Annotated in this window: 23 protein-coding genes, 3 tRNA genes and 1 pseudogene; 14 read left to right on the top strand and 13 right to left on the bottom strand. The window is 69.5% G+C overall.

Annotated elements, in window-relative coordinates; all coding sequences use genetic code 11:
• Positions 1-8: 8 nt before the first annotated feature.
• Together ACGFSB_RS02975 and ACGFSB_RS02970 are read right to left on the bottom strand one after the other, a co-directional pair.
• Complete coding sequence (locus ACGFSB_RS02975; protein ID WP_393393083.1) at positions 9-668, bottom strand: fasciclin domain-containing protein; 660 nt, start codon at positions 666-668, stop codon at positions 9-11.
• Between the two features lie 116 nt (positions 669-784).
• Positions 785-2,434 (bottom strand): molybdopterin-dependent oxidoreductase, encoded by a 1,650-nt coding sequence (locus ACGFSB_RS02970; RefSeq protein WP_393393080.1) that lies wholly within the window; start codon positions 2,432-2,434, stop codon positions 785-787.
• Positions 2,435-2,731: 297 nt separating this feature from the next.
• On the opposite strand from ACGFSB_RS02970, the gene ACGFSB_RS02965 reads away from it, so the two are divergent.
• The 3 genes from ACGFSB_RS02965 to ACGFSB_RS02955 all read left to right on the top strand — a co-directional run bounded on the left by ACGFSB_RS02965 (position 2,732) and on the right by ACGFSB_RS02955 (position 4,450).
• Positions 2,732-2,884 carry a hypothetical protein gene (locus ACGFSB_RS02965; RefSeq protein WP_393393077.1) on the top strand — a complete coding sequence of 51 codons (153 nt, stop codon included), beginning with the start codon at positions 2,732-2,734 and terminating at the stop codon, positions 2,882-2,884.
• A 235-nt stretch (positions 2,885-3,119) separates the two neighbouring features.
• Positions 3,120-3,704, top strand: a complete 585-nt coding sequence (gene sigK / locus ACGFSB_RS02960; protein ID WP_393393075.1) for an ECF RNA polymerase sigma factor SigK — start codon at positions 3,120-3,122, stop codon at positions 3,702-3,704.
• Positions 3,701-4,450: an anti-sigma factor domain-containing protein gene (locus ACGFSB_RS02955; RefSeq protein ID WP_393393072.1), complete on the top strand. Its 750-nt coding sequence runs from the start codon at positions 3,701-3,703 to the stop codon at positions 4,448-4,450. Before sigK ends, ACGFSB_RS02955 begins: the two co-directional genes overlap by 4 nt.
• Positions 4,451-4,533: 83 nt before the next feature.
• Here the strand turns inward: ACGFSB_RS02955 and ACGFSB_RS02950 are convergent, their stop codons facing one another.
• Positions 4,534-6,132 (bottom strand): sulfite oxidase, encoded by a 1,599-nt coding sequence (locus ACGFSB_RS02950; RefSeq protein ID WP_393393070.1) that lies wholly within the window; start codon positions 6,130-6,132, stop codon positions 4,534-4,536.
• 444 nt (positions 6,133-6,576) lie between these two features.
• Here ACGFSB_RS02950 and ACGFSB_RS02945 point away from each other — a divergent pair, with 444 nt between their 5' ends.
• A complete protein-coding gene (locus ACGFSB_RS02945) occupies positions 6,577-7,155 on the top strand; it encodes a fasciclin domain-containing protein (protein ID WP_393393067.1) in 579 nt (192 codons plus the stop codon).
• A 363-nt stretch (positions 7,156-7,518) separates the two neighbouring features.
• Here ACGFSB_RS02945 and ACGFSB_RS02940 read toward each other — a convergent pair whose 3' ends face one another.
• Positions 7,519-8,526, bottom strand: a complete 1,008-nt coding sequence (locus ACGFSB_RS02940) for a recombinase family protein (RefSeq protein ID WP_393393064.1) — start codon at positions 8,524-8,526, stop codon at positions 7,519-7,521.
• Between the two features lie 348 nt (positions 8,527-8,874).
• On the opposite strand from ACGFSB_RS02940, the gene ACGFSB_RS02935 reads away from it, so the two are divergent.
• A complete protein-coding gene (locus tag ACGFSB_RS02935) occupies positions 8,875-9,420 on the top strand; it encodes a hypothetical protein (protein ID WP_393393062.1) in 546 nt (181 codons plus the stop codon).
• A gap of 415 nt (positions 9,421-9,835) precedes the next feature.
• Here ACGFSB_RS02935 and ACGFSB_RS02930 read toward each other — a convergent pair.
• Positions 9,836-12,968, bottom strand: a pseudogene (locus ACGFSB_RS02930) (Tn3 family transposase).
• A 118-nt stretch (positions 12,969-13,086) separates the two neighbouring features.
• Here ACGFSB_RS02930 and ACGFSB_RS02925 point away from each other — a divergent pair.
• From ACGFSB_RS02925 to ACGFSB_RS02915, 3 genes are all read left to right on the top strand, one after another.
• A complete protein-coding gene (locus ACGFSB_RS02925) occupies positions 13,087-13,329 on the top strand; it encodes an anti-sigma factor domain-containing protein (protein WP_393393060.1) in 243 nt (80 codons plus the stop codon).
• Between the two features lie 227 nt (positions 13,330-13,556).
• Entirely contained in the window at positions 13,557-14,930 is a 1,374-nt protein-coding gene (locus ACGFSB_RS02920; protein WP_393393057.1) for a cryptochrome/photolyase family protein, read from the top strand.
• Between the two features lie 80 nt (positions 14,931-15,010).
• On the top strand, positions 15,011-17,059 hold the full coding sequence (locus ACGFSB_RS02915) for an ATP-binding protein (protein ID WP_393393054.1): 2,049 nt from the start codon (positions 15,011-15,013) through the stop codon (positions 17,057-17,059).
• Positions 17,060-17,068: 9 nt separating this feature from the next.
• Here ACGFSB_RS02915 and ACGFSB_RS02910 read toward each other — a convergent pair whose 3' ends face one another.
• The 3 genes from ACGFSB_RS02910 to ACGFSB_RS02900 are packed head-to-tail and all read right to left on the bottom strand — an operon-like array spanning position 17,069 to position 18,614.
• On the bottom strand, positions 17,069-17,431 hold the full coding sequence (locus ACGFSB_RS02910) for an Asp23/Gls24 family envelope stress response protein (protein ID WP_393393051.1): 363 nt from the start codon (positions 17,429-17,431) through the stop codon (positions 17,069-17,071).
• Complete coding sequence (locus ACGFSB_RS02905; protein WP_393393049.1) at positions 17,431-18,051, bottom strand: Asp23/Gls24 family envelope stress response protein; 621 nt, start codon at positions 18,049-18,051, stop codon at positions 17,431-17,433. Before ACGFSB_RS02905 ends, ACGFSB_RS02910 begins: the two co-directional genes overlap by 1 nt.
• Positions 18,042-18,614: an RNA polymerase sigma factor gene (locus ACGFSB_RS02900; RefSeq protein ID WP_393393798.1), complete on the bottom strand. Its 573-nt coding sequence runs from the start codon at positions 18,612-18,614 to the stop codon at positions 18,042-18,044. Before ACGFSB_RS02900 ends, ACGFSB_RS02905 begins: the two co-directional genes overlap by 10 nt.
• A gap of 212 nt (positions 18,615-18,826) precedes the next feature.
• On the opposite strand from ACGFSB_RS02900, the gene ACGFSB_RS02895 reads away from it, so the two are divergent.
• The 4 genes from ACGFSB_RS02895 to ACGFSB_RS02880 all read left to right on the top strand — a co-directional run bounded on the left by ACGFSB_RS02895 (position 18,827) and on the right by ACGFSB_RS02880 (position 21,149).
• Complete coding sequence (locus tag ACGFSB_RS02895) at positions 18,827-19,345, top strand: Asp23/Gls24 family envelope stress response protein (protein WP_393393046.1); 519 nt, start codon at positions 18,827-18,829, stop codon at positions 19,343-19,345.
• A 93-nt stretch (positions 19,346-19,438) separates the two neighbouring features.
• On the top strand, positions 19,439-19,624 hold the full coding sequence (locus ACGFSB_RS02890; RefSeq protein ID WP_393393795.1) for a hypothetical protein: 186 nt from the start codon (positions 19,439-19,441) through the stop codon (positions 19,622-19,624).
• Positions 19,621-20,574: a DUF6286 domain-containing protein gene (locus ACGFSB_RS02885; RefSeq protein ID WP_393393044.1), complete on the top strand. Its 954-nt coding sequence runs from the start codon at positions 19,621-19,623 to the stop codon at positions 20,572-20,574. The genes ACGFSB_RS02890 and ACGFSB_RS02885 overlap by 4 nt, the downstream gene beginning before the upstream one ends.
• The gene (locus ACGFSB_RS02880; RefSeq protein WP_393393041.1) at positions 20,571-21,149 is read left to right on the top strand and encodes a hypothetical protein; all 579 of its coding nucleotides are present in this window, start codon (positions 20,571-20,573) and stop codon (positions 21,147-21,149) included. Before ACGFSB_RS02885 ends, ACGFSB_RS02880 begins: the two co-directional genes overlap by 4 nt.
• A 176-nt stretch (positions 21,150-21,325) precedes the next feature.
• Here the strand turns inward: ACGFSB_RS02880 and ACGFSB_RS02875 are convergent, their stop codons facing one another.
• The 5 genes from ACGFSB_RS02875 to ACGFSB_RS02855 form a co-directional block, all read right to left on the bottom strand.
• Positions 21,326-21,733: a PIN domain nuclease gene (locus ACGFSB_RS02875; protein WP_393393038.1), complete on the bottom strand. Its 408-nt coding sequence runs from the start codon at positions 21,731-21,733 to the stop codon at positions 21,326-21,328.
• Positions 21,730-21,963: a type II toxin-antitoxin system VapB family antitoxin gene (locus ACGFSB_RS02870; protein ID WP_393393036.1), complete on the bottom strand. Its 234-nt coding sequence runs from the start codon at positions 21,961-21,963 to the stop codon at positions 21,730-21,732. Before ACGFSB_RS02870 ends, ACGFSB_RS02875 begins: the two co-directional genes overlap by 4 nt.
• 189 nt (positions 21,964-22,152) lie before the next feature.
• Positions 22,153-22,229 (bottom strand) — tRNA-Ile (locus ACGFSB_RS02865).
• 176 nt (positions 22,230-22,405) lie between these two features.
• Positions 22,406-22,478: transfer RNA gene (locus ACGFSB_RS02860), tRNA-Asn, on the bottom strand.
• 5 nt (positions 22,479-22,483) lie between these two features.
• Positions 22,484-22,556: transfer RNA gene (locus tag ACGFSB_RS02855), tRNA-Asn, on the bottom strand.
• 171 nt (positions 22,557-22,727) lie between these two features.
• Here ACGFSB_RS02855 and ACGFSB_RS02850 point away from each other — a divergent pair.
• Positions 22,728-23,048: a YtxH domain-containing protein gene (locus ACGFSB_RS02850; RefSeq protein ID WP_393393033.1), complete on the top strand. Its 321-nt coding sequence runs from the start codon at positions 22,728-22,730 to the stop codon at positions 23,046-23,048.
• 41 nt (positions 23,049-23,089) lie between these two features.
• On the top strand, positions 23,090-24,520 hold the full coding sequence (locus ACGFSB_RS02845; RefSeq protein ID WP_393393030.1) for an FGGY-family carbohydrate kinase: 1,431 nt from the start codon (positions 23,090-23,092) through the stop codon (positions 24,518-24,520).
• Positions 24,521-24,577 lie beyond the last annotated feature (57 nt).

Here is a 24,577-nt window from a genome sequence, read left to right as displayed (position 1 = left end):
TACCGGGGTCACATCTTCGGCATGAGAACGGTGTCGATGATGTGGACGTTGGCGTTGGCGGTCTTGACGTTGCCGCAGACCACGTTGGCGGAGTCGTTGACCTTGTAGGACTCGCCCGAGCCGGACGTGGTCAGCTTGGACTTCTCCAGCGTCGCGTAGGAGCCGTCCTCAAGGTCCTTGGGCGCCAGCTTCTGACCCACCACGTGGTAGGTGAGGATCTTGGTGAGCTGGGCCTTGTCGTTGAGGACCTTGTCCAGATCGGCCTTGGGGATCTTCGCGAAGGCGTCGTTGGTCGGCGCGAACACCGTGATGTTCTTGGCGTTGTTCAGGGTGTCGACCAGGCCCGCCTTCTTGACCGCGGTCACCAGGGTGGACAGGTCGGGGTTGTTGGACGCCGCGGTGGCGACCGGGTCCTTGGCCATGCCGTCGAAGGAGCCTGCGCCGTCGTCGGGCACGGAGGAGCACCCGGGGCCGAACGGCCCGTCCACGCTGCTCGTGTCGCTCGAAGCGCTGTCGGTGGCCTTGTCGGAGGCGGCGGACGACTTCGTGTCCGAGGACGCCTTGTCCTTGCCGTCGTCGCTTGAACAGGCGGTCAGGGCGAGCGGCAGCATCGCCGCCGCGGCCAGAACGAGGGCTCCACGGCGGGTACGGCGGGTGATGGCGTTCATTTCTGCTCCTTGGTCATTTATGTGCAGATGGCTCGTGTATGGGTTCAGGTGGTTCGTGCAGTCACTTCGTGCGCCTGGAAAGAGCGCGACCAGCTGCGGGGAGGCGGGAGGACAGGTCAGTCGACGGTGACCACCACCGAATGCCATCCGCTGGCCCCGTCGGGGATGGTGCGGGTCCGCTTCTCGGTCTGGACCTCGCCCGTGCGGTCGGTCGCCCGGACGGTCAGGGTGTGGCCGCCGGACGTCGCTTTCCAGGGGAAGGACCACTGGCGCCAGGTGTCCCGGGTGTCCTCTGCGGCCAGATCGGCTTGGCGCCAGGGGCCGTCGTCCACGCGCACCTCGACCTGGTCGATGCCGCGGTGCTGGGCCCAGGCCACCCCGGCGACCATCACGGTGCCCGCCTTCGGCCGGGCGAAGGGCTTGGGGGTGTCGATCCGGGACTGGGTCTTGATCGGGGCCTTGCGGGCCCAGTCCCGCTTCACCCAGTAGGAGTCGTAGTCATCGAACGTGGTCAGTTCGATGTCCTGGATCCACTTGCAGGCGGATACGTAGCCGTACAGGCCGGGGACCAGCATCCGTACGGGGAAACCATGGGCGAAGGGCAGCGGTTCGCCGTTCATCCCCAGGGCGAGCATCGCGTCACGGCCGTCCATGACGTCCTCGACCGGGCTGCCGATGGTCATCCCGTCCACGGATCGCGCGACCAGCTGGTCAGCGGGCCCGCCCTTCGACGGCGGCTTCACACCGCACTGCGCCAGGAGATCCGCCAGACGCACGCCGATCCACCGCGCGTTGCCCACGTACGGGCCGCCCACTTCGTTCGAGACGCAGGCCAGCGTGATGTTCCGCTCGATCAGCGGCATGCGCAGCAGGTCCGCGAAGGAGACGGTCGTCTCGCGCGTGACGCCCTTGCCGTGGATCCGCAGTTCCCATGAGGTCGCGTCGACCTTGGGGACCAGCAGCGCGGTGTCGACTCGGTAAAAGTCCTGATTGGGCGTCATGAACGGACTGACGCCCTTGACGCGCAGCCCTGCGCCCTTGGGGACGGGCGAGGCGGTCGAGGCCGGGGCGGGCAGCCTGACCTGATTGCGTGAGGCCACGGCGTTCTGCCCCTGAGCACCGTTCAGGGAGCGGCCGAGCAGGCCGACCCCCGTGGACGCGGCTGCCGCGGCCGTTGCGGCGACGATGAATCCCCGCCGGTCCCACCCCGACTCCTCGTCGTGAGCCGCATCGGCGTTCGCAGGAGCCGCCGTGCCGCCCTCCGCGACCGCCTCTCCGGCAGTGGCGGAAGCCCTGCGTGGCTGAAGGCGCCCAACGAGGTAGTAGAGGAACCCCGCGCCCACCACAGCGCCGGCCACCGACGGCAGCGCGTCCGCGATGCTCGTGGAGTCGGGCCGGCTCGTCGCGGCGAAGCCCCCGACCACGCCGAACAAGAGGACTCCTGCCGAGCCGATGCGCCGGTATCGGGCCGCCAGCGCTCCGAGGGCGAGCGCGAGGAGGGTGAGGACGGCGAGGATGCCGAGCTGCAGGACGAGCTTGTCGTTCGTCCCGAAGTTCCGGATCGCCCAGTCCTTCACCGCGGCCGGCGTGCGGTCGATCGCGGCTCCGCCCACCGCGATCACAGGGCTGGACTCGGGGCGTACCGCGGCAGACATCAGCTCGGCCGTCGCCAGCGCGGAGTAGCCCGCCAGGAGGCCGCTCAACGCGCCGAGCCCGGCAAGTCGCCACACTCCGGGGCGCCTTGAGGTAATCGCTTCTTCGCTCACACCCGGTCATCCGGAGCGGCGGCGGGTGCGGATTGGTCCTCGACTCATTTGAGGGAGAAATTCTTTCCGACCAATCCAAAGGGCCCGCAGATCCGAATACTTCGTCCACCTCACGTGTTCGGGCCTCGCCATCGGCCAGATATTGCCCGGTACTGGCAGGTCATTGCGCAATATGACAGGACACTCCCCAGAGCGCGGCACGGAGACCAATCCGCCGACCCTGGCCGCTCCGGATCACCTACAGAGAGCCCGATCAGGGCACGGTTCACCCACAGAATGGCGGGAGGTGAGGGCGAGATGACAGACGAAGAGTTCGACGACCTGATCGCTCAGGCCCGTCGGGAGATCCAGCGCCGGCGCCTCGCCGCGCCCCCTCCCCCGGACAAGAGGGAGGACGACGCCTACGCCATGCGCGCCCGGCACGCGGAGTTCGGGGCTGGCGCCCACTGAACACGCCTCCGGGACAACCCGCCGTTGCCCCGTGCGGGTGGCAGCAGGCGCCACGGCCTCGGCCCGCCCGTTATCCACCTCTGTGAGGTAGTTCCATGCCCCGCGTGCGGTCAGGGACACGCACCAGCGGAATCACCCGAACCAATCCTTGTCGCCCTCAGCAACGAATCATGGGCGGCACTCCGATTTTCCACCGTGCGGACATGGCGCGAGGCAAGTCGGCAATGATGTCGACATGAGGCGAGCGGTATTCATCGGTGGCAACCCGGACGACAAGCCTGATCTGATCGCATTGATGAAACAGATCGCCGACGGCGACGAGCAAGCCTTCGGCCAACTGTACGAATCAGTATCCGGCCCGGTCTTCGGGATTGTGAGGGCCGTTGTACGCGACGCGGCGCAGTCCGAGGAAGTGACGCAAGAGGTGCTGGTGGAGGTGTGGCGTCATGCCGCCGACTACCAGCCGGAACGGGGATCAGTGATGAACTGGGTACTCACGCTGGCCCATCGCAGAGCGGTGGACCGCGTCCGCTCGGTCGTGGCCTCCACCGCACGTGAGGAGCGGGCCGCCCGGCGCGCGCACATGCCCGAGTTCGACGTGACCGAGGCGGAGGTCGAAGCCCGCCAGGAGCGCGAAGACGTGGTGCGCTGCCTGGAAACACTGTCCGAACTCCAGCGTGAGTCGATCATCCTGGCCTACTACCAGGGCCTGACCTATCGCGAAGTGGCCGAGCGTCTGTCGGCGTCACTTGGCACGGTGAAGACCCGCATGCGGGACGGGCTGATCCGGTTGCGTGACTGCCTGGGGGTGGCGACATGAGCGTGACCGACCCGCACACCTTCGCCGGGGCGTATGCCCTCGACGCCCTCGACCCCGACGAGCGCATCATGTTCGAGGCACATCTGGCCGCGTGCCCGGAGTGCCGTCAGGAGGTGGCGGAGTTCGTGTCCACAGCCAGTCGGCTGGCACTCGCCGCCAGCGCCGCGCCGCCTCCCGCTCTCAAGCGCTCCGTTCTTCGGCAGATCGCCGACGTCCGCCAGGAGCCGCCGCGCACCGTGCCTGAGACGCGCGTCGCGCCATCGCCCCGGAGTTCGCTCTGGCTACGCCGGTTGATGCTGGCCGCCTGCCTGGTCGCCGCGTCCCTGGGCGGCGTGGCGACCTGGCAGCACCAGGAAGCTCAGCAGGCTCGCAAGCAGGCACGCCAGGCAGAGGCCAGTGCCGATCAAGTGGCGGAGGTTCTCACCGCTGGCGACGCGCGGACACACGCGGCGTCCCTGCCCGACGGCGCCCGCGGCGTCGTCGTGACCTCGGCGAGCCAGAACCGTGCGGTCTTCACCGCGTCCGGCCTCGGCACACCTCCCAAGGGCAAGGTCTACGAACTGTGGTTCGACGACGACGGCACGATGCGTCCCGCGGGACTCCTCGACCGGGGCCAGAGCAACCAGATCACTCTCATGGACGGAACGATCGACCAGGCCAACGGCGTGGGCATCACCATCGAACCCTCAGGCGGTTCCAAGACGCCGACACTGCCGCCCGTCGGCCTGATCGAATTTCCCGCCTGACGGCGGCGCGTGAGTCCAGGACGCACCCGGCGTGAGGTTCCACGACCTCCTCGTCGTGCCCCTGCGGCGGCTACGCGTCGGCGTCAGTCGACGGTGACCACCACTGAGTGCCGGCCGCTCGCGCCGTCCGGAACGGTGCCGGTGCGTTTCTCCGTCTGGGTCTCGCCGGTACGGTCGGTCGCGCGCACCGTCAGGTCGTGCCGCCCCGGGGTCGCCTTCCACGGGTAGGACCACTGGCGCCAGGTGTCACGGGTGTCCTCCGCCGCGAGAGTGGCGTCCTCCCACGGCCCGTCGTCGACGCGGACCTCGACCTTGTCGACCCCTCGATGCTGCGCCCAGGCCACCCCGGCGATCATCACCGTTCCGGCCTTGGGAGTGGCGAACGACTTGGGAGTGTCGATGCGGGACTGCGTCTTGATCGGCGCCTTCTGCGCCCAGTCCCGCTTGACCCAGTACGAGTCGTAGTCATCGAACGTGGTGAGCTCGATGTCCTGGATCCACTTGCAGGCCGAGACGTAGCCATACAAGCCGGGGACCAGCATTCTTACGGGGAACCCGTGCGTGAACGGCAGCGGCTGCCCGTTCATCCCGAGGGCCAGCATCGAGTCCCGGCCGTCCATGATGTCGTCGACCGGGGTGCCGATCGTCATGCCGTCGACCGAGCGGGCCACCAACTGGTCCGCGGGGCCGCCCTTCGAGGGTGGCTTGACGCCGCTCTCGGCGAGCAGGTCCGCCAGGCGGACGCCGATCCAGCGGGCATTGCCGATGTAGGGGCCACCAACCTCGTTCGACACGCAGGTCAGGGTGATGGTGCGTTCGATGAGCGGCCGGCGCAGCAGGTCGTCGAAGGAGAGGGTGACCGGGTGGGTGACTCCCTTGCCGTGGATCCGGAGCCGCCATGTCGTGGCGTCCACCTTCGGTACGACCAGGGCGGTGTCGACGCGGTAGAAGTCTTTGTTGGAGGTGGTGAACGCGCTGGTCCCGGGAACCCGCACCTGGGCGTTGGCCGGGGTTGGTTTCGCCCGCGAGGCGGGGGCGGGCAGTGTGATGTCCTTGCGCGAGGCGACGGCGTTCTCGCCCTGTGAGCCGTTCAGTGAGCGGCCCAGCAGGCCAACCCCCGTAGAGGCCACGGCGGCCGCTGTCGCCGCCGTGATGAATCCGCGCCGGTCCCAACTGGCCTGGGGGTGGTCGCTGCCTGGCACGTCGGCGGGCTTGGCCTGTAGCCGGCCGGCGAGCCACCACAACAGGCAGGCGCCCACCAGAGCGCCGACCACGGACGGCAGGGCATCCGTGAAGCTGGTGGAGTCCGGACGGCTGGTGGCGGCCAGCGCGCCGATCACACCGAACAGCAGGACTCCGGCCGATCCGACGCGGCGATAGCGGGCCGCGACGACGCCCAAGACGACGGCAAGGAGAGCCAGTACGCCCAGAATGCCGAGCTGGAGAATGAGCTTGTCGTTGGTTCCGAAGTGCCGGATCGCCCAGTCTTTGAGCGCGATCGGGGTGCGGTCGATGGCGGCGCCGCCCACGGCCACCACCGGGCTCGCCTCAGGACGGAGCGCGGCCGAGACCAGCTCGGCGACGGTCAGAGCCGCATATCCGGTCAGCAGTCCGCTCAGCGCACCCAGCAAAAGGGCCCGCCACGCACGCCGCCGCCCCGAGGAATTCCGTTTCTCGCCCATTTCAGAACTTGTAAACCTTCCCGGCAGCGTGACACCACACCATTAAGCGGTAGTAGCATTTCCCGCCGATGTGAACAGGCCCGCCTACGCTCAGTTGTGACCGGCGACGCTTGGGTTATAGCTGGCACTCTCCTCACCGGCCCGCCCATGCTGTAGGCGATAAGACGCGCATTCAAGGGGACATGCCCAATGCATGCGGCGCAGTTACCCGACGCCGCTCGGTCTTGGCAACTCGCGCCAAACACATGAGGATTCAAATAGAAGATTCCTGCAGAAGAACCAATCCGGCTCGGGATCCGCTTCGAATTCCCAGTGTGAACGAGATGAGTCGGCCTCCCGGAATCTCTTCGGGGAACGAGTCTTCCGCTGCCTCTGTCGACACGCATCCAAGGGGGGTCTGGGGTTCTCTCGGGAACCCCGCCTCGTCCAGAGGAGGAACTGATCATGACCACCCGGAGCATGATCCGCACTGCCGCCGTCTCAGCCGCGGCGATCGCCCTGCCCGTATCCCTTGGGCTCCTCGCGCCGGCCGCTCACGCGGACGACCACGAGACCTTCGGACCTGCGTGTTCGTCGGTGCCCAAAGAGGGGGCCGGCAGCCTCGACGGCATGGCCGAGGACCCGGTCGCCACGGCTGCGTCCAACAATCCGGAGCTGTCGACACTGGTGACCGCGGTCAAGAAGGCGGGCCTGGTCGACACGCTCAACAACGCGAAGGACGTCACCGTCTTCGCCCCGTCCAATGACGCCTTCAAGAAGATCCCGAAGGCCGACCTGGACAAGGTCCTCGCCGACAAGGACCAGCTCACCAAGATCCTCACGTACCACGTGGTCGGCGAGAAGATCGCGCCGAGCCAGCTGTCGATGGGTTCCTTCAAGACCCTTGAGGGCAGCAAGCTCACCACCGACGGATCTCACGAGTCCTACAAGGTCAATGACACGGCGAACATCGTCTGCGGCAACATCCAGACGGCCAACGCGACGGTGCACATCATCGACAGCGTCCTCATGCCACCCAAGTAGGGGCAGCTCACCAGCGCAGGTGCGGGCTGTGGTGTCAAGAATGACACCACAGACCGCACCTGCATATCGAGCTGATCACTGTGCCCGTGCCATCCGCGCGCCCGCACACCTCATCGCCCCGAACCGCGCCCGCCAGTCAATGAAAGGTCGCTCATAAGGGTGTTCCTCCGGCAAGACAGAAACAGAGAAGCTTTGTTGCACATCGATTGCCGTAAGGCCCGCTGTTCTCATGCGGTCTAGCGTTCACGGATCGTGTCGTCGGCGATTCTGTGCCGCGTGAATCTGTCGGAACACGGCCTTGGGGACCATCCGTACAGCCGTTGGCGCTAAGCCGGTGATCACGAACTTGAGGTGGGGCCGGGCCTATCGCAGCTCGGGGTTCGGGTGGGGCTGGGACTGGAGCCGTTCGCGAAGGGCGATCTCCTCGGCGGTGAGCGGTTCTCCGGGCTGGCGGATGCGGACGGGCTTGGGCCGCAGGGGCAGGCCGTCGTCCGCCGCGGCTTCCTCGGCTTCCGCGAGGGCCCGGTAGAGCGAGGCGACCGAGGGTGACTTGCCCGCGTTCTTGCCGACTTTGATGGTGAGCTTCTTCGCGATGTCGGGGACGGGGACGCCCTTGTCCTTGAGCGCGACGGCGAAGGTGAGCATGTCGTCGTCGACGACCTTCGGGCGGCCACCGTGGTTGCCCTTGGACGCGGCGATGACCTGACCTTCGAGGGTCTTCTCCCGGATGTAGTTGCGTTCGATCTGCCCGACGACGGCGAGGACGGCGAAGAACATGGCGCCCATGCCGTTGGGGTCGTAGATGCCGGTGAGTGGTCCGGTGAGGAGTTCGAGCTGGATGCCGCCGGCCTGGCGTTCGGCGGACAACGTCATCAGCTCGGCCGCGTTCCTCGCCAGACGCTTGAGTTCGTGGACGGTGAGGATGACGGGCGTCTCCGGGGCGGCCTCCTTGAACTGGTGGGCCAGCGCGAGCGCCTTCTCCAGCTCGGGCCGCACTTTGACCCGGGTGCTGATCTGTTCCTTGAAGACCTTGTGGCACTCCGCGCGGTGGAGGGCTTCGAGCTGGCTCGCCAGCTCCTGCCGGGCGGTCGACGTCCTCGCGTACCCGATGCGGACCGGGCGCTCGGCGCGGGGCGCGGGCATGACGGCGAGTGCCGGGCCCTGCTTCCACGTGCGGCCCGGGTGCCGGTCGGCGGGGACGGGGATCTCCAGTTCCTCGCGGAGCGCGGGGACGAGGACGAAGCGGGGGGGGTGGTACTTCGCGGCGGTCTTCCCGCCGCGGGTGCGGCAGGCGCTGCCGGCGGGCGCGTCACAGTTCGGGCAGCTGTGACGTTCTACCGCGATTGCTGCCTGATCGGGCGCGAGATCCATGCGGGAATTCTCTCAGAAGTGCCTCGCACAACGTGCGAGTTTCGAGAGGACTTTTGCGAACGACGACCTGTGGAGACGTGATCACTGCGGGGGCTGTCGCAGAACTCTCACAGATGACCGTTTGTGCGAAGCACTCGTTCAAGGCGAGGAGCGGACGCAGCCGGTGGACGGCAAGCATTCAGCAACGATGAGTGCGTCTTGATCATCTGCGGACGCCCCGGTCACTTTCGGGTGGTGTTTGCGGGTGGTTGCGGGCACGGCGCGGGCAGAGGGCGGGAGATAGCGGTTCGCTTCTGGTGTCCGCCCTCTCTCAGAAGTGAAACGAGGCCCCACGTGCGTAGTCCTCTCATGTCAGCGGCTGTCTCCGCCGCCGCTGTCATTGCTCTCGTCCCCCTCAGCCAGAGCGCGACCGCGGCGCCGGATGAGGCCGCCAGCGTCGTCTGCCAGGGCGGTTCTCTCAACGTGAAGTTCAATCCCGGCCTCGAAGCCCTCGTGAAGAAGGAGGTAGAACTCGGAGGCTCTGGCGACCTGGGCACCTGCTCCTCCGCCGCCCGTCCGGACATCACCGGCGGCACCTTCCAGATCGTAGGGGGCCCTTTCAGGTCTACTTCCTGCGAGACAGACGGAGTGCGTGGACGGGGCGAAGCCTTCGTGGACATCACCTGGAACGACGGAACTGTCGACAAGAGCGAACGCTGGATGCTCTACATCGATGGGCGTTCCCTCTTCCTGGAAGGGATGACCTTCAGCGACCTGTTCTCGGGCGGCACACGCGCCAACGGCAAGATCACCGACGAGGACTGGCACAAGCAAGCCAGAGGGTGCTTCTTCGACGGTCTCACCAACTACGACACACCGATCGACCAGTTCAGCATCAACGCACCCAACAGCTAGGCCACACGGCAGCCCAGGAACCGACCAGGACAGAGATCGCGCACAGACACTGACCGAGCGCGCGAAGCCCCCGTCGGCCTTCACGACCAGCGAGGGCTTCACCCTGCTCGCCGCCAGCGTGGGCAGGATCAAAAAGCCAGGTCAACGGCTTGGCGTTAACCGCTGTACCGCTGTGCCCCAAGGCCGTGGACACCCTCGCCGATTGGGGGCAAGCACCTGTACGCAGAGGACGAGCCCGGCGAGGTTCCGCCGATCCGTATCTGCGGCGCCCCGTACGACGGAAACCCCGACCGGTCGTGCACGCTGCCGCCCGGTCACGGCCACCACGTCCACCAGACAGCGACCGGCGTGCAGTGGTTCGTGGCCCACGGTTCCCCGATCCCCTCGGACGGATGACGTCGGCACTACCCGCGGCTCAGTCCTCCGCACCGTCCTCGTCGTCATCGAGGTCGGGTGCGTCCGGGTCGCGCAGCGGGCGCAGTCCGTTGGCCGGCTGGGAGGCGGTAAAGGTGTAGCGGCCCAGGACGTTGAGGTTCTTGTGCTTGAGCGGGGACAGCCGGGCGACGTCCGCGTCGCTGATGTCGTGGCCCTCGGCGCGGAGCTGGGCGACGGCGGCGTCGATGTACCTCGTCGTCCAGAGCACGACCGCATTGAGAACAAGGCCCAGTGAGCCCAACTGATCTTCCATCCCGTCCCGGTATGCCTGGTGGATGGTGCCCTTCTTGCCGTGGCAGATGTCGCGGGCGAGCTTGTGGCGGGATTCCTGGACGGTGAGCTGCTTGTGCATCCGGCGTCGGTAGGTGTCGTCCATGGGGTCGACGACGGCGAGCAGGTGCAGGGTCTTGGCGATCCGCCCGTACTCGGCGAACGCGGCCCCCAGCGGGTTCGGGCGGTCCTTGCCGCCGAACATCCGCAGCAGGTCGTAGGCGCGCACCTGGTTGGTGACCTGGGAGCCGGCCACCTTGAGCATGTCCGGCCAGGCGGTGAGGATCTTCTTCACGTTCACCTTGTTCCGGGCGATGGCCTCCAGCAGCCCGTACCCGTCGGCGGGCTCGGCGTCGGGCATCTGGGCCTTCCAGAACCGCTGGTCTTCGAGGTCCTTGAAGCGCGGGGAGAAGCGGTAGCCGAGCATCTTGAAGATGCCGAACACCATGTCGGAGTAGGAGGCGTTGTCGGTGGCGACCATCTCCGGCTTCACCCCGCCGTCCAGGTTCAACAAGGCGTCCAGGATGAACAGGGAGTCGCGCGGCGTACCGGGCACGACCATCTGCCCGATGCCGATCACCTGGTCATTGATCGCATTCAGCCAGGTGATGCCCTTCTTCTTCGCGAAGTACTTGGGGCTCGGGGCCGTGCTGATGCTGCGGACAGGGACGACGAAGCGCAGGCCGTCGACGGAGGCGAGCAGCCCCTGGCCCCAGAACTTGACGACCGGCACCTTCACCTGGGCCTCGATCAGGGCGGCGTTCGCCGCGCGATGGTGTCCGCGCGCAGGTAGTACTGGTCGACGTGGACCAGCCGGGAGCGAGTCAGCGCCTCGTAGTTCGGGTTGATGACCGGGGTCATGCGATGTTGCACGCCTCGCTCACCAGCAGCGCGACCATCGAGGTGGTGAGGTCCTCCATGCGGGTCCTGCCGTCGCCCAGGTGCACGAAGGCGTCCAGGAATCCGGTCCAGCCGTGCACCTCGAACAGCAGGTCCGGCAGGTCGATCTTCGGGAGTATCTTCTCGACCCGCTTGCGCAGCCACTCCAGCGACTTCGGCTCGCTGAGCGCGTGGAGCTTCTCCACATTCAGCTTCGCCCGCCCATTGGGCTGCACCTCAATGCTGATCTTCGCGTCTGCGCCGGCCTCCGACAGCCGCTCGGCCATCTGCCTCCACGTCGCATCCAGCACCTCGATGAGTTCCTTGAGGTGCTCCTCGGCGTCCTCGGTCAGGCTCAAGCCGATCAGGACGTCCTCGCGCACCGCCTCCCAGCGCTTGCCCTGAAGCAGCCGGGCGCGCGGGTCGGACCAGCGGTGCGAGGGCGAGGCGAAGATGTCCCGGCGCCTCAGCGCGCCAAAGAGCTGCTCCAGCACGCACACCACATACGCGTCGCGGTCGACGGCCCCCTCCGGCAGCTCGCTGTTCGCGTACACCGCCTTGCGCCAGTGCGGCGGCACCAGCTTGTCGTCGATCTCCCGGGGCAGCAGCGGCTTCTCGCTCACCTTCCGCCGCGACAGCGCCGGGAGCCGCTTCACCCCGGTCAGGATGCGCTTGCCGTGGGTTGCCGAGCCCAGCGCGGAGGTCTCGCCCAGCAGGGCCAGGAACGGCTTGACGGTGTTGTAGCGCAGCGCCAGCGCCCCGCGCAGTGCGCTCTCGGCCGCGTCGTCACCCTCTGGCACCAGGCTCACCACCGTGGCGGCCGCACTGGACAGCGCCGCCCGGGGCGCGACCTCCTCCAACGCCTTCCACAGCGCCTTCACGTCCACATCACAGCCGGTCTCCTCGACGAGCTCCAGCTCCTCGATGAACACCTTCGCCGCCCTCGCCACCAGCCGTGAGGACTTCTCCAACTGCGGCAGCGTCGAGAGCCGCTGCTTGTCGGTGGACCGCTTCGCCGTGGAGATCAGCCGGGTGGCCATGAGGATCTCAAACAGGTCCAGCGCGTCGTCGATCGCCTTCGCCTACAGATGCCGCATCACCGCGGTGAGCATCGCGGTGCGCTTGGGCTCCGACGTCCGTTCCAGCTTCGGCGCCTTGGTCCCCAGCCCGTACCGGGCCAGCGCCGAGAGCCGGTTCGGCGGGATCTTGTCCAGCTTCACGCGCCCCAGCTGGAAGCCTGCGATGTCCTCAACCCGCTGCAAGGCGCCCTTCATCGCGGTACCCGTGGTCCGCGTCGGCGGCCGGCGCATCCGCTCCAGCTCCGAATACCGCTTGCCCTCCGGCGTCTTCAACGTGGCCACCAGGTCCCCGGGCAGCGCCGCATCCGCCCGCCGGACCTCCTTGACGACCGTAGTGTGCAGCCGCGTGTCCGCGATGGTGCGGACCTCGGCGACCTGCCGGGCCAGCACACTCGCCCCCGGCAGCAGCACCCGGTTCTTGCGCAGCCAGCCCACCGCATGGTCGAACAAAGCCTTCGGCCCCTCGGCGTGCGTCGTCCACGCCCGCCCGTGCAGGAACGCCCGGAACTTCCGGCCCCGATCGTGGTCCTCGTACGGGTGGTAGCCGTACGCGTCGCGGATCTCCCACGCGTGCTCGTACGCCGTCTTCAACCGCTCGGTGTACTCCTTCACGCAGGAGACATCCTCGACCTCCAGTTGCTCGGCCAGGTGCTCGATGACCGGCCACGGCACGGCCAAGGGGTCCTCCAGGAACAACCCCACGTAGCGGACTGTGCACATCTGGAGCGCGAACCCAAGCCGGTTGTGGTCGCCGCGCCGCCTCGCGATCAGCTTCCGGTCCTCGTCATCAAGGAAGAAGAAGCGTTCCAACTCGGGTCTCGTCGGCTCCTCGGCAAACTTCCCGTACGCCTCAGCCTGCTCATCAGTCAAAAATTCCACCGGCATGCGGCGCACGGTAGCCACGCCCCACCACTGATCAAGGACCTTCCGCCGAACCCCCGCAGGGGCCCGATCGCCTGGCTAGACGGCCAAGATCAAGTGCTTAGCGCCAACGGCTGTACGGATGGTCCCCAAGGCCGGAACATTCGCCTGGCTCACCGCGGCGGGCGGCCTGGTGGTGTCCGACAGCCGCAACCAGGCCGCGATCCTGGCCACGAACCTGCCCGCACCCCCGCGCGGCAAGATCTACCAACTGTGGTTCGACGACCACAGACCCATGCGCCCGGCCAGGCGACTGGCATGGGCATCACGGTCGAACCCGCCGAAGGTTCCGGCCGGCCCACCGCGACGCCGGTGGCCCTGCTGAAGTTCCCCGCCTGACCCATCCGTTCGGACTGCCATGCTGCCGAGGATGTGGCAGGGCAAGTACCAGTCACCCGGTCCGCTTGCGCCCTCGCTTCGGCCTTGCCAACACGTTCATCATCGGCATGGCCCTGATGTCAAAGGGCTGAAACCGGCCGGGACGCGCTGCCCCGGGACGCCCCGGCTCGTTGGTCCCGTACGAAGCACCTCCCGCCTTCCTGGAGCCGCGTCATGACCGTCTCGGTCGTCCTGTTCACCTCGGACCTGCGGATCCACGACCATCCGCCGCTGCGCGCCGCGCTGGACGGCTCGGACGCGGTGGTGCCGCTGTTCGTCCGGGACCGCGGCGTCGACGCCGCCGGATTCGCCGTACCCAACCGTCTCGCGTTCCTCGCGGACTGCCTGGCCGACCTCGAGGCGGGCCTGCGCGCGCGGGGCGGGCGGCTGATCCTGCGCTCCGGGGACCTCGTCGACGAGGTCGGCAAGGTCGTCGCCGAGACCGGCGCCGACGCGGTCCACATGGCGGCCGGGCACAGCGGATACGCGCACCGCCGCGAGGACCGGCTACGCCGCGCCATGGAGGCCGCCGGCTGCCGACTGTCCGTCCACGAGGCGGTCGGGACGGCGGTCGCGCCGGGCGCGGTGACCCCTGCCTCCCGCGACCACTTCGCGGTCTTCACCCCATACTTCCGGCACTGGTCGCAGCAGGCGACGCGGCGGCCGCTTGCCGCTCCGCGCGCCGTGCGAGTGCCCGACGGCGTGGGCTCGGAGGCGCTGCCCGCGCGCCGGGACGTCCACGGCGTGTCGCCGGGCCTGACCCGCGGCGGCGAGAGCGCGGGCCGCCGACAGTTCAACGCCTGGCTGCGCACCGGGATTTCCGGCTACGCCGAGCATCACGACGATCTGCCCGGCGACGCCACCTCACGTCTCTCCCCGCACCTCCACTTCGGCTCGCTGTCCGCCACCGAGCTCGTCCATCGCGCGCGTGCCCAGGAGGGTGCGGGACCCGCGGCGTTCGTACGTCAACTGGCCTGGCGCGACTTCCATCACCAGGTCCTGGCAGCCCGCCCGGACGCGGCGTCGGCCGACTACCGCCCCCGGCACGACGCGTGGCGGGAGGAGAGGGAGGCCCGCGAGGACATCGTGGCGTGGCGGGAAGGCCGTACCGGATACCCGGTGATCGACGCCGCGATGCGCCAACTCCTGTACGAGGGCTGGATGCACAACCGCGGCCGACTGCTCACCGCGAGCTTCCTCACCAAGACGCTGTACGTCAACTGGCGTGCCGGCGCCCGGTACTTCCTGTCCCTGCTCGTCGACGGTGACATCGCCGACAACCAGCTCAACTGGCAGTGGATGGCGGGCACCGGCACGGACAGCCGCCCCAACCGGGTCCTCAAGCCCGTCGCCCAGGCCAAGCGGTACGACCCCGACGGCCACTACGTCCGGCGCTGGGTGCCGGAGCTCCGCGGGCTCGACCCATCTGCCCTGCACGACCCCGGGCAACTGACCGGACCGGACCGCGCCGCCCGCGGCTATCCGGACGCGATCGTCGGCCTCGCGGATGGCCTGGCCCGCTTCCGAAGGGCCCGCGGCCGCGCCTGAACGGAGGGCGGCGGGCACCGGAAGACGGCACTTCATGGCAGATCGCCGTGCGCGGCCACCGGGCGGGGAAGACTGTCCGGATGCCAGGCAACCTTCCGTACGAGATCAACCGCTTCGTGGGGCGCGCGGCACACCGCTCCCGGCTCGCCTCGGCCCTGACGAGACAGCGCCTGGTCACGCTCGACGGGGTGGCGGGAGTGGGCAAGACCCGGCTGGCCGTGCACACCCTGCATCAGCTGGACGAACGGGAATCGGGGCTGCTCGGCGAGGTGTGCTGGGCCGACCTCGGCACACTGCCGGACGATCGGCTGCTGATCGCCACGGTCGCGGACGCGGCGGGCTTCGCCGACCACACACCCACCACGCCCCTGGACTCCCTGTGCGCCTGGCTGTCCGACCGCCACGCGCTGCTCGTCCTCGACTCCTGCGAGCATCTGCTGCCCGCGTGCCGAAGCATGGTCGTCGAACTCCTCGGCGCCTGCCCCCGGTTGACGGTCCTTGCCACGAGCCGGGAGCCCTTCGGCCTGCCCCAGGAAACCGTCATCGACGTCGCGCCACTTCCGTACGAGAGCGAGGCCCTCGCCCTGTTCCACGAACGGGCGGTCGCCGCCGCACCGGCCATGGCTGTACGAAGTGCCGCGCAGGACCGGGAGATCGAGGAGATCTGCCGGCTGCTCGACGGCCTGCCGCTCGCCATCGAGCTGGCATCCGCGCAGTTGAGGAACCACACGCCCCGTGAACTGGCCGACCGGCTGCGCTCCTGGAGCGAGCCGCTGACCGCGGCCACGCCGGTGTGGCCCCTGCGGCACCGTTCGCTGCGGACCGCCATCGGCTGGAGCCACGAACTGTGCGCTCCCCTGGAACGGTTGCTGTGGGCCAGGCTCTCCGTGTTCCGCGGCACCTTCGACGAGAGCTCCGCGCGCGACATCTGCTCTGGCGGTCCGCTGTCCGCCAACGGCGTCGGCGCCGCACTGGCGGGGCTGAAGGCCAAGTCGGTCATCGGCCAGGACGCTGCCGGGCGGTACCGCCTGCTGGACACCGTGCGCAACTACGGGTGGATGTGGCTCGGAGAGCTCGGCGAACGGGAGTCGGTGGCGACGCGGCACGCCGGGCACTTCCTCGCCCTCGCCCGCGCGGCCGACCGGGGGTGGGCCGGGCCCGGACAAGTGGGCTGGTACCGGAGGATCGCCGCCGCGCACACCGATCTGTGCGCGGCCCTTGACCATCTCGCAGGCTCCGACCCCCGGCGTGCCGTGGAACTCGCCGGCCTGGTCGGCTTCTTCTGGAGTTGCTGCGGACACCTGCGGGAGGCCCGCGCCTACTTGGAACAGACCCTGCTGCTGTGCCCCTCCCCCGGCCCGGAGCGCGCGAAGGCCCAGTGGGCGCTGGGCGTCGTCGTGCTGTTGCAGGGCGAGCACGCCGAGGCGGCACGGATCGGCAGTCGCTGCGCGCGGGACGTCGAGCACACCGGCGACACCGAGGGGCGGCTCGCCGCGGCCTACCTGCGCGGCATCACCCACCTCCTGAACGGCGAGCCCCACGACGCCGGATCGGTCGTCGACGCCGCCCTGCGGCAGGCCCCTGGACCCGTCTTCAGCTCAGCAGCCGCGCTGCGCTGCCACCTGGTCAAGGCGTTCGCCCTCACCGCGCTCGGCCGACTCGACGAGGCGGCGGCCAAGGCCGGAGCACTGCGGACGGAATGCGCGGCTCGCGGCGAGTGCTGGACCCGTTCCTACGCCGACTATCAGCTCGCCCTGATCTCACTGGCCGCGAACCGCCCGGATCAGGCCGCCGAGCATTCCCGCGCCATGCTGGAGGGCAAGCGCCGCCTCGGCGACAGCTTCGGGATCGCGCTGGGCATGGACCTGCTGGCCGCCGCGGCGGCCGCCCAGGGCCATTGCGAGACGGCCGCCCTGGTGTCCGGCACCGGCCACACCTACTGGCGCTCCGTGGGACACCCCCAGCACGGCACACCCGAACTGCGCGACGTCCGCGAGGAATGCCGGCGCCGAGCCCGCGCGGGGGTCGGCGACCAGAGGTTCGAGCTGGCCTTCCGCCGGGGCGCCGAGGCCGACCCCGTCGACGTACTCGAACGGGCCGTGACCGGGCGGCTGTTCCACGAGTCATGAGCCCCCGCATCACACCCGCCCGGTCACGGTGACGACGACCTCGGGCGGGTTCTGCCGTCCCGTCTCCCTCTGGAATGCGTCCGCCGCGACCGCCCGCACTTGCCTGCCCACATCCAGGGCCCGGTGACTACGGAACAGCACGATCTCCACCTCGACCGTCCACTCCTCGGTCCCTCTGGCCCGGTACACCCGTACGCCCGAGGGGCTCTCCGACGGATCGCGGGCCGTGCCCGCGGCGCGTGCGGACCTCAACGGCAGGGAGGAGCGAAGCAGTTCGGCGAGGCCCGGACGCATGAAGGCCACGCCGGGCGTCCGCAGGACCGCCACGCGGACGGCGTCGGCCAGGGCACGGGGCGTGCGTTGTTCCGCCATCACTGGGGCCCTTCCTCTCCGTCGTCGATGATGTCGGCGATCCGTACGTCGATCGACACGACCCGCATGCCGAGCTCGGCGTCCGCCGCATCGCGCACCTTGCGGCGGACCAGTTCCGCCGCCTCCGGCAGGTCCCACGAGAGGGGCACCTGCACTTCGATGCGGACCCTGGCCGGGCCACGCGGCGTCCCCGGAGGGTCGGTCTCGACCTTGCAGCTGCCCGCCCGCACTCCTGGCACGGTCTCCGCGGCCGCGCGGAACGCCCTGGCTGCCGCGGCCTCCACGATCCAGACGTCGTCCTCCGCCTCACCCAGCGGCAGCGTACGGCCGGGCCGCAGTTCGAGCCGCACCACGTCCATGATCCGGCTGGTGAGACCGGCGCTGTCCGGATCCTGCTCCGGCGGCTCCGATCGACGCGCCTCGGCCACCACCTCCCCGAGTGACCGAAGGGCGGTCAGGGCGTCGGCGCAGTGCGGGCAGCCGTCGGCGTGCGCGTCACGCTCACCGGCCTCCCACCGCTCCCATACCTGCGACAACTCCCGGCCACAGGCCAGGAGTTCGTCGTCCCGCTCCCCGGCGTGAGCCGACGTCGCGCTGTGGTCACCTTCGTTCATCGCCATGCGGCCATCGCCTCCGTCAGATAGCGCCGCGCCCGGAAGACACGGCCGCGGGCCGCCTCGGGGCTGATGCCGACCGTCTCGGCAATGGACTCGTAGGGCACCCCCTGGAGCTCACGGAGCACCCAGCACACCCGTTGTTCCGGCGAGAGTCCCTCCATGGCCTGCGCCAGCTCCTCGACCGCGGCGTGCGCCTCCGCCACCCGCGCGGGCGACGTCTGATGGTCGGGGGCCTCCGGCTCCGGAACGCTCTCCAGGTCCACGACGGGCTGCGGCTGCCGTGCGCGCAGCACATTGAGGCACCGGTTGGTGACGATCCGGTGGACCCAGGTGCCGAACAGCGCATCGCCGCGGAATTCCGGCAGCTTGCGCCAGGCGCTCACGAACGACTCCTGTACGGCGTCCTCGGCCTCCGTGCGGTTGCCGAGCAGCCGTGTGGCCAGCCGCAGGGCCATGGGCGCGTGCCGGTGCACCAGCGCCTCGAACGCCTCCTCGTCACCCTCCGCGGCCCGGACCGTCAGCAGCTGGTCCGCACGCCGCGAGGACGCGTCCGTCTCCTCCTGCACACTGCCCCGGTCCCCCGGCACACGCGGCTCCTCTCACTTCGGTCGTACTCGTACGACACACCGCGGCTGTCCGCGTTACGCGGCGCGGGCACGCTATCCGCCCGGCGGAGAAATTTCCGCGAGGCGCGTAACGGACGCGCGGTCGCCGGGTCGAAACGGATGAAGGACAACCGCAAAGCCCAGACGACCGCGACAAGTAGGGAGACGTCAGCATGACGACTCAGGAGACGACTTCGAAGACGACGGCATCCGCCACTGCCGGGGCCTCCATTCCGAACGTGCAGAAGAACGCGCCCGGAGCCACCACCGTCTCCGGCGCGACCGGCGCCGCCGAGCCCGCGGCCACGCGCGGCAAGACGTCCATCGCCGATGTCGTGGTCGTGAAGATCGCGGGCATGGCGGCGCGCGAGATTCCCGGTGTGTACGACATGGGCGGCGGCCTGTCCCGCACGATCGGCGCCGTGCGGGACCGCGTTCCGGGCGGCCGTCCCAATGTCGGGCGGGGCGTGAAGGTCGAGGTCGGCGAACGCCAGACGGCGATCGATCTGGACATCGTCGTCGAGTACGGAGTACCGATCACGGACGTCGCCCACGACGTGCGCGAGAACGTCATCGCCGCCGTGGAACGCATCACCGGCCTTGAGGTCGTCGAGGTCAACGTCGCCGTCAACGACGTACGACTGCCCGACGACGACACCACGGACTCCGAGGGCGAGACCCGTGTGGAGTAGCAGCTGCATCGGCATTCGCACAGCCCCGATGCCCTTCTGCCGTCCTCTGTCCTTCTGCCGTCCTCTGTCCTTCTGCGCAATGTGAGGTGAATGGTGAGCACAGCCCTGACCGGCCTGATGGCGGGCATGGCCCTGGGATTCGCCGGGTGGTTCGGCGGGTTCGGCGCGTTCCTCGTGGTGGCCGCGCTCGGAGCGGTCGGGTTCGTCGTGGGCCGGCTCATCGACGACGGTACGGACATAAGGGAGTTCCTCGGCGGCCGTGACCGGGAGCGGCGATGAGCACGCCCGCGAAGGAACGGGGTACGACGACGATCGCCGACCGTGCCGTACGCCGTATCGCCGAACGCGCGGCCACGGAGGCGCTGGACGGCGCGGTGCGCATGTCCGGCGCCTCGGCGGCGGTCCACGGCCGCCGGGCCCGCGTCGCCGTCGACGTCACGCTGTCCTATCCGGGTCGGCTCGACGAGGCGGGCGAGAGCGTGCGCACGCACGTCGCCGACCGCACCGCCCGGCTCACCGGCCTGACGGTGCCCGCGCCGCGGATCCGCGTGCGAGGACTGACCCGGCAGGCGGTCGCCCAGCCGGACTCTGGCACGCCGGGCACCGACGAGGCCCCGACTGAGGCGGCCGCCCCGGTAGCCCCCGGCACCGCTCGCCGCCCCTGGTCCGAACGGCGGCTGCCGGTCGCGCTGCTCACCCTGCTCGCTGCCGCGGCATGCGGGACTCTTCTGTACGACGTGCTGTCCGTGCACGCCGCCGGGCACCCCCCGGCACGCTGGCGCGTCGAGCTGGTGGGCTGGCTGTCAGCGCACGGCCCGGCCGTCAGCAACGCTCCTGGCGCGGCGCTCGCGGCCGGGGTGTTCATACTCGGAGTAGGGCTGCTGGTCCTGGCCCTGGCCCCCGGGCGACACGGACTCCTCGCGATGACGCCGCCCGCGGCCGGTGTCCACGCGGTGCTCGAACGCCGGGCGGCCGCCGCCCTGTTGCGGGATGTGGTGGTCGACGTACCCGGAATCAGCCGGACACAGGTCCGGGTCCGCCGGCGCACGGCCCGCGTGCACGTCCACCTCGGGTTCGGCGAGCGTGACGCGGCCCACCAGGCCGTGACCGAGGCGGCGCGCACGGCTGTCGCCCGCTTCGGGACGGCGAGGCCACCGCGGCTGCGGATCCGGCTCGATACCGAACCGACGTGGCGCGCACCGGAACCGGCGGGGAGCGTGGACCAATGAGCCGACTCCGGCAGGGCACGAACCGCGTGGCCCTCTTCTGCGGTGCGGCGGCACTGCTCGCCTCGGGCGCCGCACTCGCCTCGGCGACCCCGCCGCGCCACTGGCCGGCGCGATGGCCCCGTTTGGGCACCGACCGGGTGTGGCTGGACGCGGCGGCGCTGAGCCGCTGGCGCGCTCACGACTGGTGGCCCGCCGCCGTGATCGGCGGCCTCTCGATCGGCCTGCTGCTCCTCGTCGCGTGGGCCGTCCTGCAGATCCGCTCGGGCCGCCTTCGCGAACTCCCCCTGGGGCGGCCCGATGTCACCCTCACGGTGTCGGCGCTGGCCTCCGCGATGACCGAGCGGGCCCGAACCGTCGACGGCGTGGCCCGCGTGCGCGTACGGCTGCTCGGCAGACCCCGGCGCCTACGGGCGCAGATGACGGTGACACTGGCGCCCGACGCCTCGCCGGAGACCGTGCTGCGCGACCTGTCACGACATGTCGTCACAGAAGCGCGCGCCGCGGTCGCACCACGCATCCTGGCGGCGGACGTACGGCTGAGGGTCCAGTCGCACGCGTCGCGGCACGTCCACTGAACGCCGTTCGCCGGCACGGCATCGGCCGCCCCGGAGGCGGCCTCGCCCAGGGGCTGCCCCGTCACCGCCGTGAGCGGTCCACGCCGCCGGACGTCACCGCGCAGCCGACAGCCATGACGTTATGGCTGCACACGCAGCGATGCGACGGCCCAGATCGTCCAGCCGAGCGAGTCCCGTCAGGCTCGGACATCCCGCTGTTGAACATCCTTGAGAACTGCCGCCACGGCAGCGAAGTCGTTGTCCATGTGGAGCACGACATGCCCGTGGTGAGCCGCCGTCGCACACACCAGGAGATCAATAGGGCCCGCCGCGCGATGCTGCCCCTGTTGAGTGAGCTTGTACTGCGCTGTGTCGACCCAGCGCCAGGCGTTCTTTGGTACCGGAGAGAGCTGGCACAACGCGTCCAGTTCCTCCGTCAGCTCGTCACGGTGAGCTGAGCTCGTGGCCGAGTACAGGAACTCCGCCCTCGTGGGCTCGCAGATATGGAACACGCCAGCAGCGATGTGCCCTTCCCAAGGACGCAGCGCCCCCGGCGTCCTGAACAGATGCCACAGCGCCGATGTGTCGAGCAGGTACGTGATCACTCGAAGGCTGTCCGCCGCGCGCGCTTGGCTGCGTCGTGCGCCGCCGCCGCGGCCTCGAACTCGCCCTGCTCGCCCCGCGTGGCCAGCTTCTCCGCAGCCTCAAGCCGCTTGAAGCGAGCGACGTAGTCCCGCAGAGCCCCGTTGACGGTCTCCTTCTTTGTGGGAGCACCCATCAGCCGCATCGCCTCGGCCAGCGCCTCATCGTCGAGATCGATCTGGGTAACGGACATGCCGACCACCCCATCCACGAGTCCATGATGTACATAACCAAGGTACATCACCAACATGTGGAGAACCCTGCGTCCCCTGAGGTGTCCCCTGGATCTTGGCCCGAACGGATGCAGGGGGTCGCCGCACCAGCGCGGCGGCTCCCGTTCCAACGTTTCCGCAGGTAGAAACGGTTCTGCGCCGGATAGGCATGGTGGGGCGGGTGGGACTCGAACCCACGGCCGACGGATTATGAGTCCGCTGCTCTAACCGGCTGAGCTACCGCCCCTAACGGCGCGTCGCGCACATTTGTGCGCGCCGTCTGCCGCAGCATAGCCGCTCATACGATCTCCTGCTTCGGATGGTCGGCATCGCTCGACCATGAGGACCGCAGTGCTGCCCGCATGGTTCCACCAGGCACGAAAAAGGGCCCCTGAGGGCAATCTCAGGGGCCCTTCTCCACAGCTCTCCCGACTGGACTCGAACCAGTAACCTGCCGGTTAACAGCCGGCTGCTCTGCCAATTGAGCTACAGGAGACCGAGCTCCCCCGACTGGACTCGAACCAGTAACCTGCCGGTTAACAGCCGGCTGCTCTGCCAATTGAGCTACAGGGGATCGTCTCGTTGCATCGAACGCACCTAGCTGGGAACTCTCCAGGCGGCGGGCGGTCGCTGCGACACATACATTAGCGCAAGCAGGGGGGTGCTCCGCCAATCGGTATCCCCCCACCGCCGACCGCGAAGCAGTAGACGAGCGACAGACGAGCGACGCCGACGCAAGAGAAGGGTGGCAGCCATGCGCTACCGGCTCACATTCGTCGCGGGACTGGCCATCGGGTACGTGCTCGGTACCCGGGCCGGACGCGAGCGCTACGAGCAGCTGAAGAAGTCCGCCCGCGAGTTCTCGCAGAACCCGGCCGTGCGCAACACAGTCGAGTCTGCGACCCAGCAGGGCCGCGACGTGGCGGGCAAGGCCTTCCACTCGGTGTCCGAGAAAGTGGGCGACCGGGTTCCCGATTCGGTGGCCGACCGGGTGCGGTCCCTGCGCGAGCGCGGGCAGGGTGGGCCGGGCGGTGCCGGGGACGACTGGGGCACCAGTAATACGTAGGCGGTACGGCACACGTCGCGCGGTGCGGCAGAATTCCCAGCATGGGGATAGTCGCAGGGTTGGACAGTTCGCCCGATTTCACGCGCATCGTGGTCTGTGACGCGGACACGGGCGCCGTACTCAAGCAGGGTTATGCCCCGCATCCGACGGAGGCCCCCGAGGGAGGCGGCCGGCCGTCGGACGTCGATCCGCAGGCCTGGCTGCTCTCGCTCGGCGAGGCCGCGGGCGGCGGGCTGCTCGAAGGTGTGCAGGCCATCGGCGTATCCGCGCAGCAGAACGCGGTCGTCCCCCTGGACCAGCACGGCAACACCGTGCGGCCCGCGCTCGTCGGCAACGACCGGCGTGCGCAGGTCGCCGCCGCCGATCTGATCGACGGACTCGGCAGCCGCGAGGCCTGGGCGCAGGCCGTCGGATGCGTCCCGCAGGCCGCGCAGCCCGTGACGAAGCTGCGCTGGCTCGCGAAGGCGGAGCCGGAGGCCGCGCAGCGCGTCGCCTCCCTCATGCAGGCGCACGACTGGCTGGTGTGGCAGCTGCTCGGGCGGCCCGCCCGCCGCACTACCGACCGGGGCGGGGCCTCCGGGACGGGGTACTGGTCGGCGGCGGGCAATGCGTACCGCCCCGATCTCGTCGAGCTCGCGCTCGGGCACCAGGCGATGCTGCCCGAGGTCATCGGGCCCGCGGAGGCGGCCGGGACGACGCCCGAGGGGCTGCTCATCTCCGCCGGGACCGGCGAGACGATGGCGGCGGCGTTCGGGCTCGGGGTCCAACAGGGCGACGCGGTCGTGTCGTTGGGGGCCTCGGGGTCCGTGATGGCCGTGCATCATGAGGCGCTCGTCGATCCGAGTGGCACGATCACCTCGCTCGCGGACGCCACCGGGATGCATCTGCCGGTGGTGCACACGCTGAACGCGGTGCGTGTGTTGCGCGGTGCCGCCGAGCTGCTCGGGGTGGCCGACCTCGACGCACTCTCCGAACTGGCCATGAAGTCGACACCCGGTGCGCACGGGCTCGTACTTCTGCCGTATCTGGAGGGCGAGAAGACGCCCAATCTGCCGCACGCGGCGGGCACCTTGACGGGGCTGCGGCGTGAGTCGATGCGGCCCGAGCATCTGGCGCGGGCCGCCTTCGAGGGGATGCTGTGCGGACTCGGGGACGCGCTCGACGTGCTGCGCGGGCGCGGTGTGGACGTACGCCGGGTCTTCCTGCTCGGTGCGGCGGCCGAGCTGCCCGCCGTGCAGGCCGCGGCGCCGATGCTGTTCGGTACGCAGGTCGTGGTGCCGCAGCCCGCGGACTACGCGGCGATCGGTGCGGCGCGGCAGGCGGCCTGGGCGCTGAGCGGTCAGCTGCCGAACTGGCAGGGGGCGTCGGCGCAGGTCTTCGAGCCGGGCGAGGAGCTCGCGGTGGGGCAGGCGGTGCGGCAGCAGTACCGGACCGTGCGGGAGCAGGCACATCCCGGGGCTCTTGACGGCTGACCTTCGACGGCTGACCTTCGACGGCTGGCCTTCGACGGCTGGCCCTTGACCGCTGGC

Origin of the sequence: Streptomyces sp. NPDC048441, assembly GCF_043200235.1 — a bacterium.
In the GTDB taxonomy this organism is placed as follows: domain Bacteria; phylum Actinomycetota; class Actinomycetes; order Streptomycetales; family Streptomycetaceae; genus Streptomyces.
This window is presented reverse-complemented; position numbering and strand designations above follow the sequence as displayed.

What these genes read in the sequence shown, in the direction of transcription:
- ACGFSB_RS02975 (WP_393393083.1), bottom strand. Translation starts at nt 668, where the DNA reads ATGAACGCCATCACCCGCCGTACCCGCCGTGGAGCCCTCGTTCTGGCC.
- ACGFSB_RS02965 (WP_393393077.1), top strand. Translation starts at nt 2,732, where the DNA reads ATGACAGACGAAGAGTTCGACGACCTGATCGCTCAGGCCCGTCGGGAG.
- sigK (WP_393393075.1), top strand. Translation starts at nt 3,120, where the DNA reads ATGAGGCGAGCGGTATTCATCGGTGGCAACCCGGACGACAAGCCTGAT.
- ACGFSB_RS02955 (WP_393393072.1), top strand. Translation starts at nt 3,701, where the DNA reads ATGAGCGTGACCGACCCGCACACCTTCGCCGGGGCGTATGCCCTCGAC.
- ACGFSB_RS02950 (WP_393393070.1), bottom strand. Translation starts at nt 6,132, where the DNA reads ATGGGCGAGAAACGGAATTCCTCGGGGCGGCGGCGTGCGTGGCGGGCC.
- ACGFSB_RS02945 (WP_393393067.1), top strand. Translation starts at nt 6,577, where the DNA reads ATGACCACCCGGAGCATGATCCGCACTGCCGCCGTCTCAGCCGCGGCG.
- ACGFSB_RS02940 (WP_393393064.1), bottom strand. Translation starts at nt 8,526, where the DNA reads ATGGATCTCGCGCCCGATCAGGCAGCAATCGCGGTAGAACGTCACAGC.
- ACGFSB_RS02935 (WP_393393062.1), top strand. Translation starts at nt 8,875, where the DNA reads ATGTCAGCGGCTGTCTCCGCCGCCGCTGTCATTGCTCTCGTCCCCCTC.
- ACGFSB_RS02925 (WP_393393060.1), top strand. Translation starts at nt 13,087, where the DNA reads ATGGTCCCCAAGGCCGGAACATTCGCCTGGCTCACCGCGGCGGGCGGC.
- ACGFSB_RS02920 (WP_393393057.1), top strand. Translation starts at nt 13,557, where the DNA reads ATGACCGTCTCGGTCGTCCTGTTCACCTCGGACCTGCGGATCCACGAC.
- ACGFSB_RS02915 (WP_393393054.1), top strand. Translation starts at nt 15,011, where the DNA reads ATGCCAGGCAACCTTCCGTACGAGATCAACCGCTTCGTGGGGCGCGCG.
- ACGFSB_RS02910 (WP_393393051.1), bottom strand. Translation starts at nt 17,431, where the DNA reads ATGGCGGAACAACGCACGCCCCGTGCCCTGGCCGACGCCGTCCGCGTG.
- ACGFSB_RS02905 (WP_393393049.1), bottom strand. Translation starts at nt 18,051, where the DNA reads ATGGCGATGAACGAAGGTGACCACAGCGCGACGTCGGCTCACGCCGGG.
- ACGFSB_RS02895 (WP_393393046.1), top strand. Translation starts at nt 18,827, where the DNA reads ATGACGACTCAGGAGACGACTTCGAAGACGACGGCATCCGCCACTGCC.
- ACGFSB_RS02885 (WP_393393044.1), top strand. Translation starts at nt 19,621, where the DNA reads ATGAGCACGCCCGCGAAGGAACGGGGTACGACGACGATCGCCGACCGT.
- ACGFSB_RS02880 (WP_393393041.1), top strand. Translation starts at nt 20,571, where the DNA reads ATGAGCCGACTCCGGCAGGGCACGAACCGCGTGGCCCTCTTCTGCGGT.
- ACGFSB_RS02870 (WP_393393036.1), bottom strand. Translation starts at nt 21,963, where the DNA reads ATGTCCGTTACCCAGATCGATCTCGACGATGAGGCGCTGGCCGAGGCG.
- ACGFSB_RS02845 (WP_393393030.1), top strand. Translation starts at nt 23,090, where the DNA reads ATGGGGATAGTCGCAGGGTTGGACAGTTCGCCCGATTTCACGCGCATC.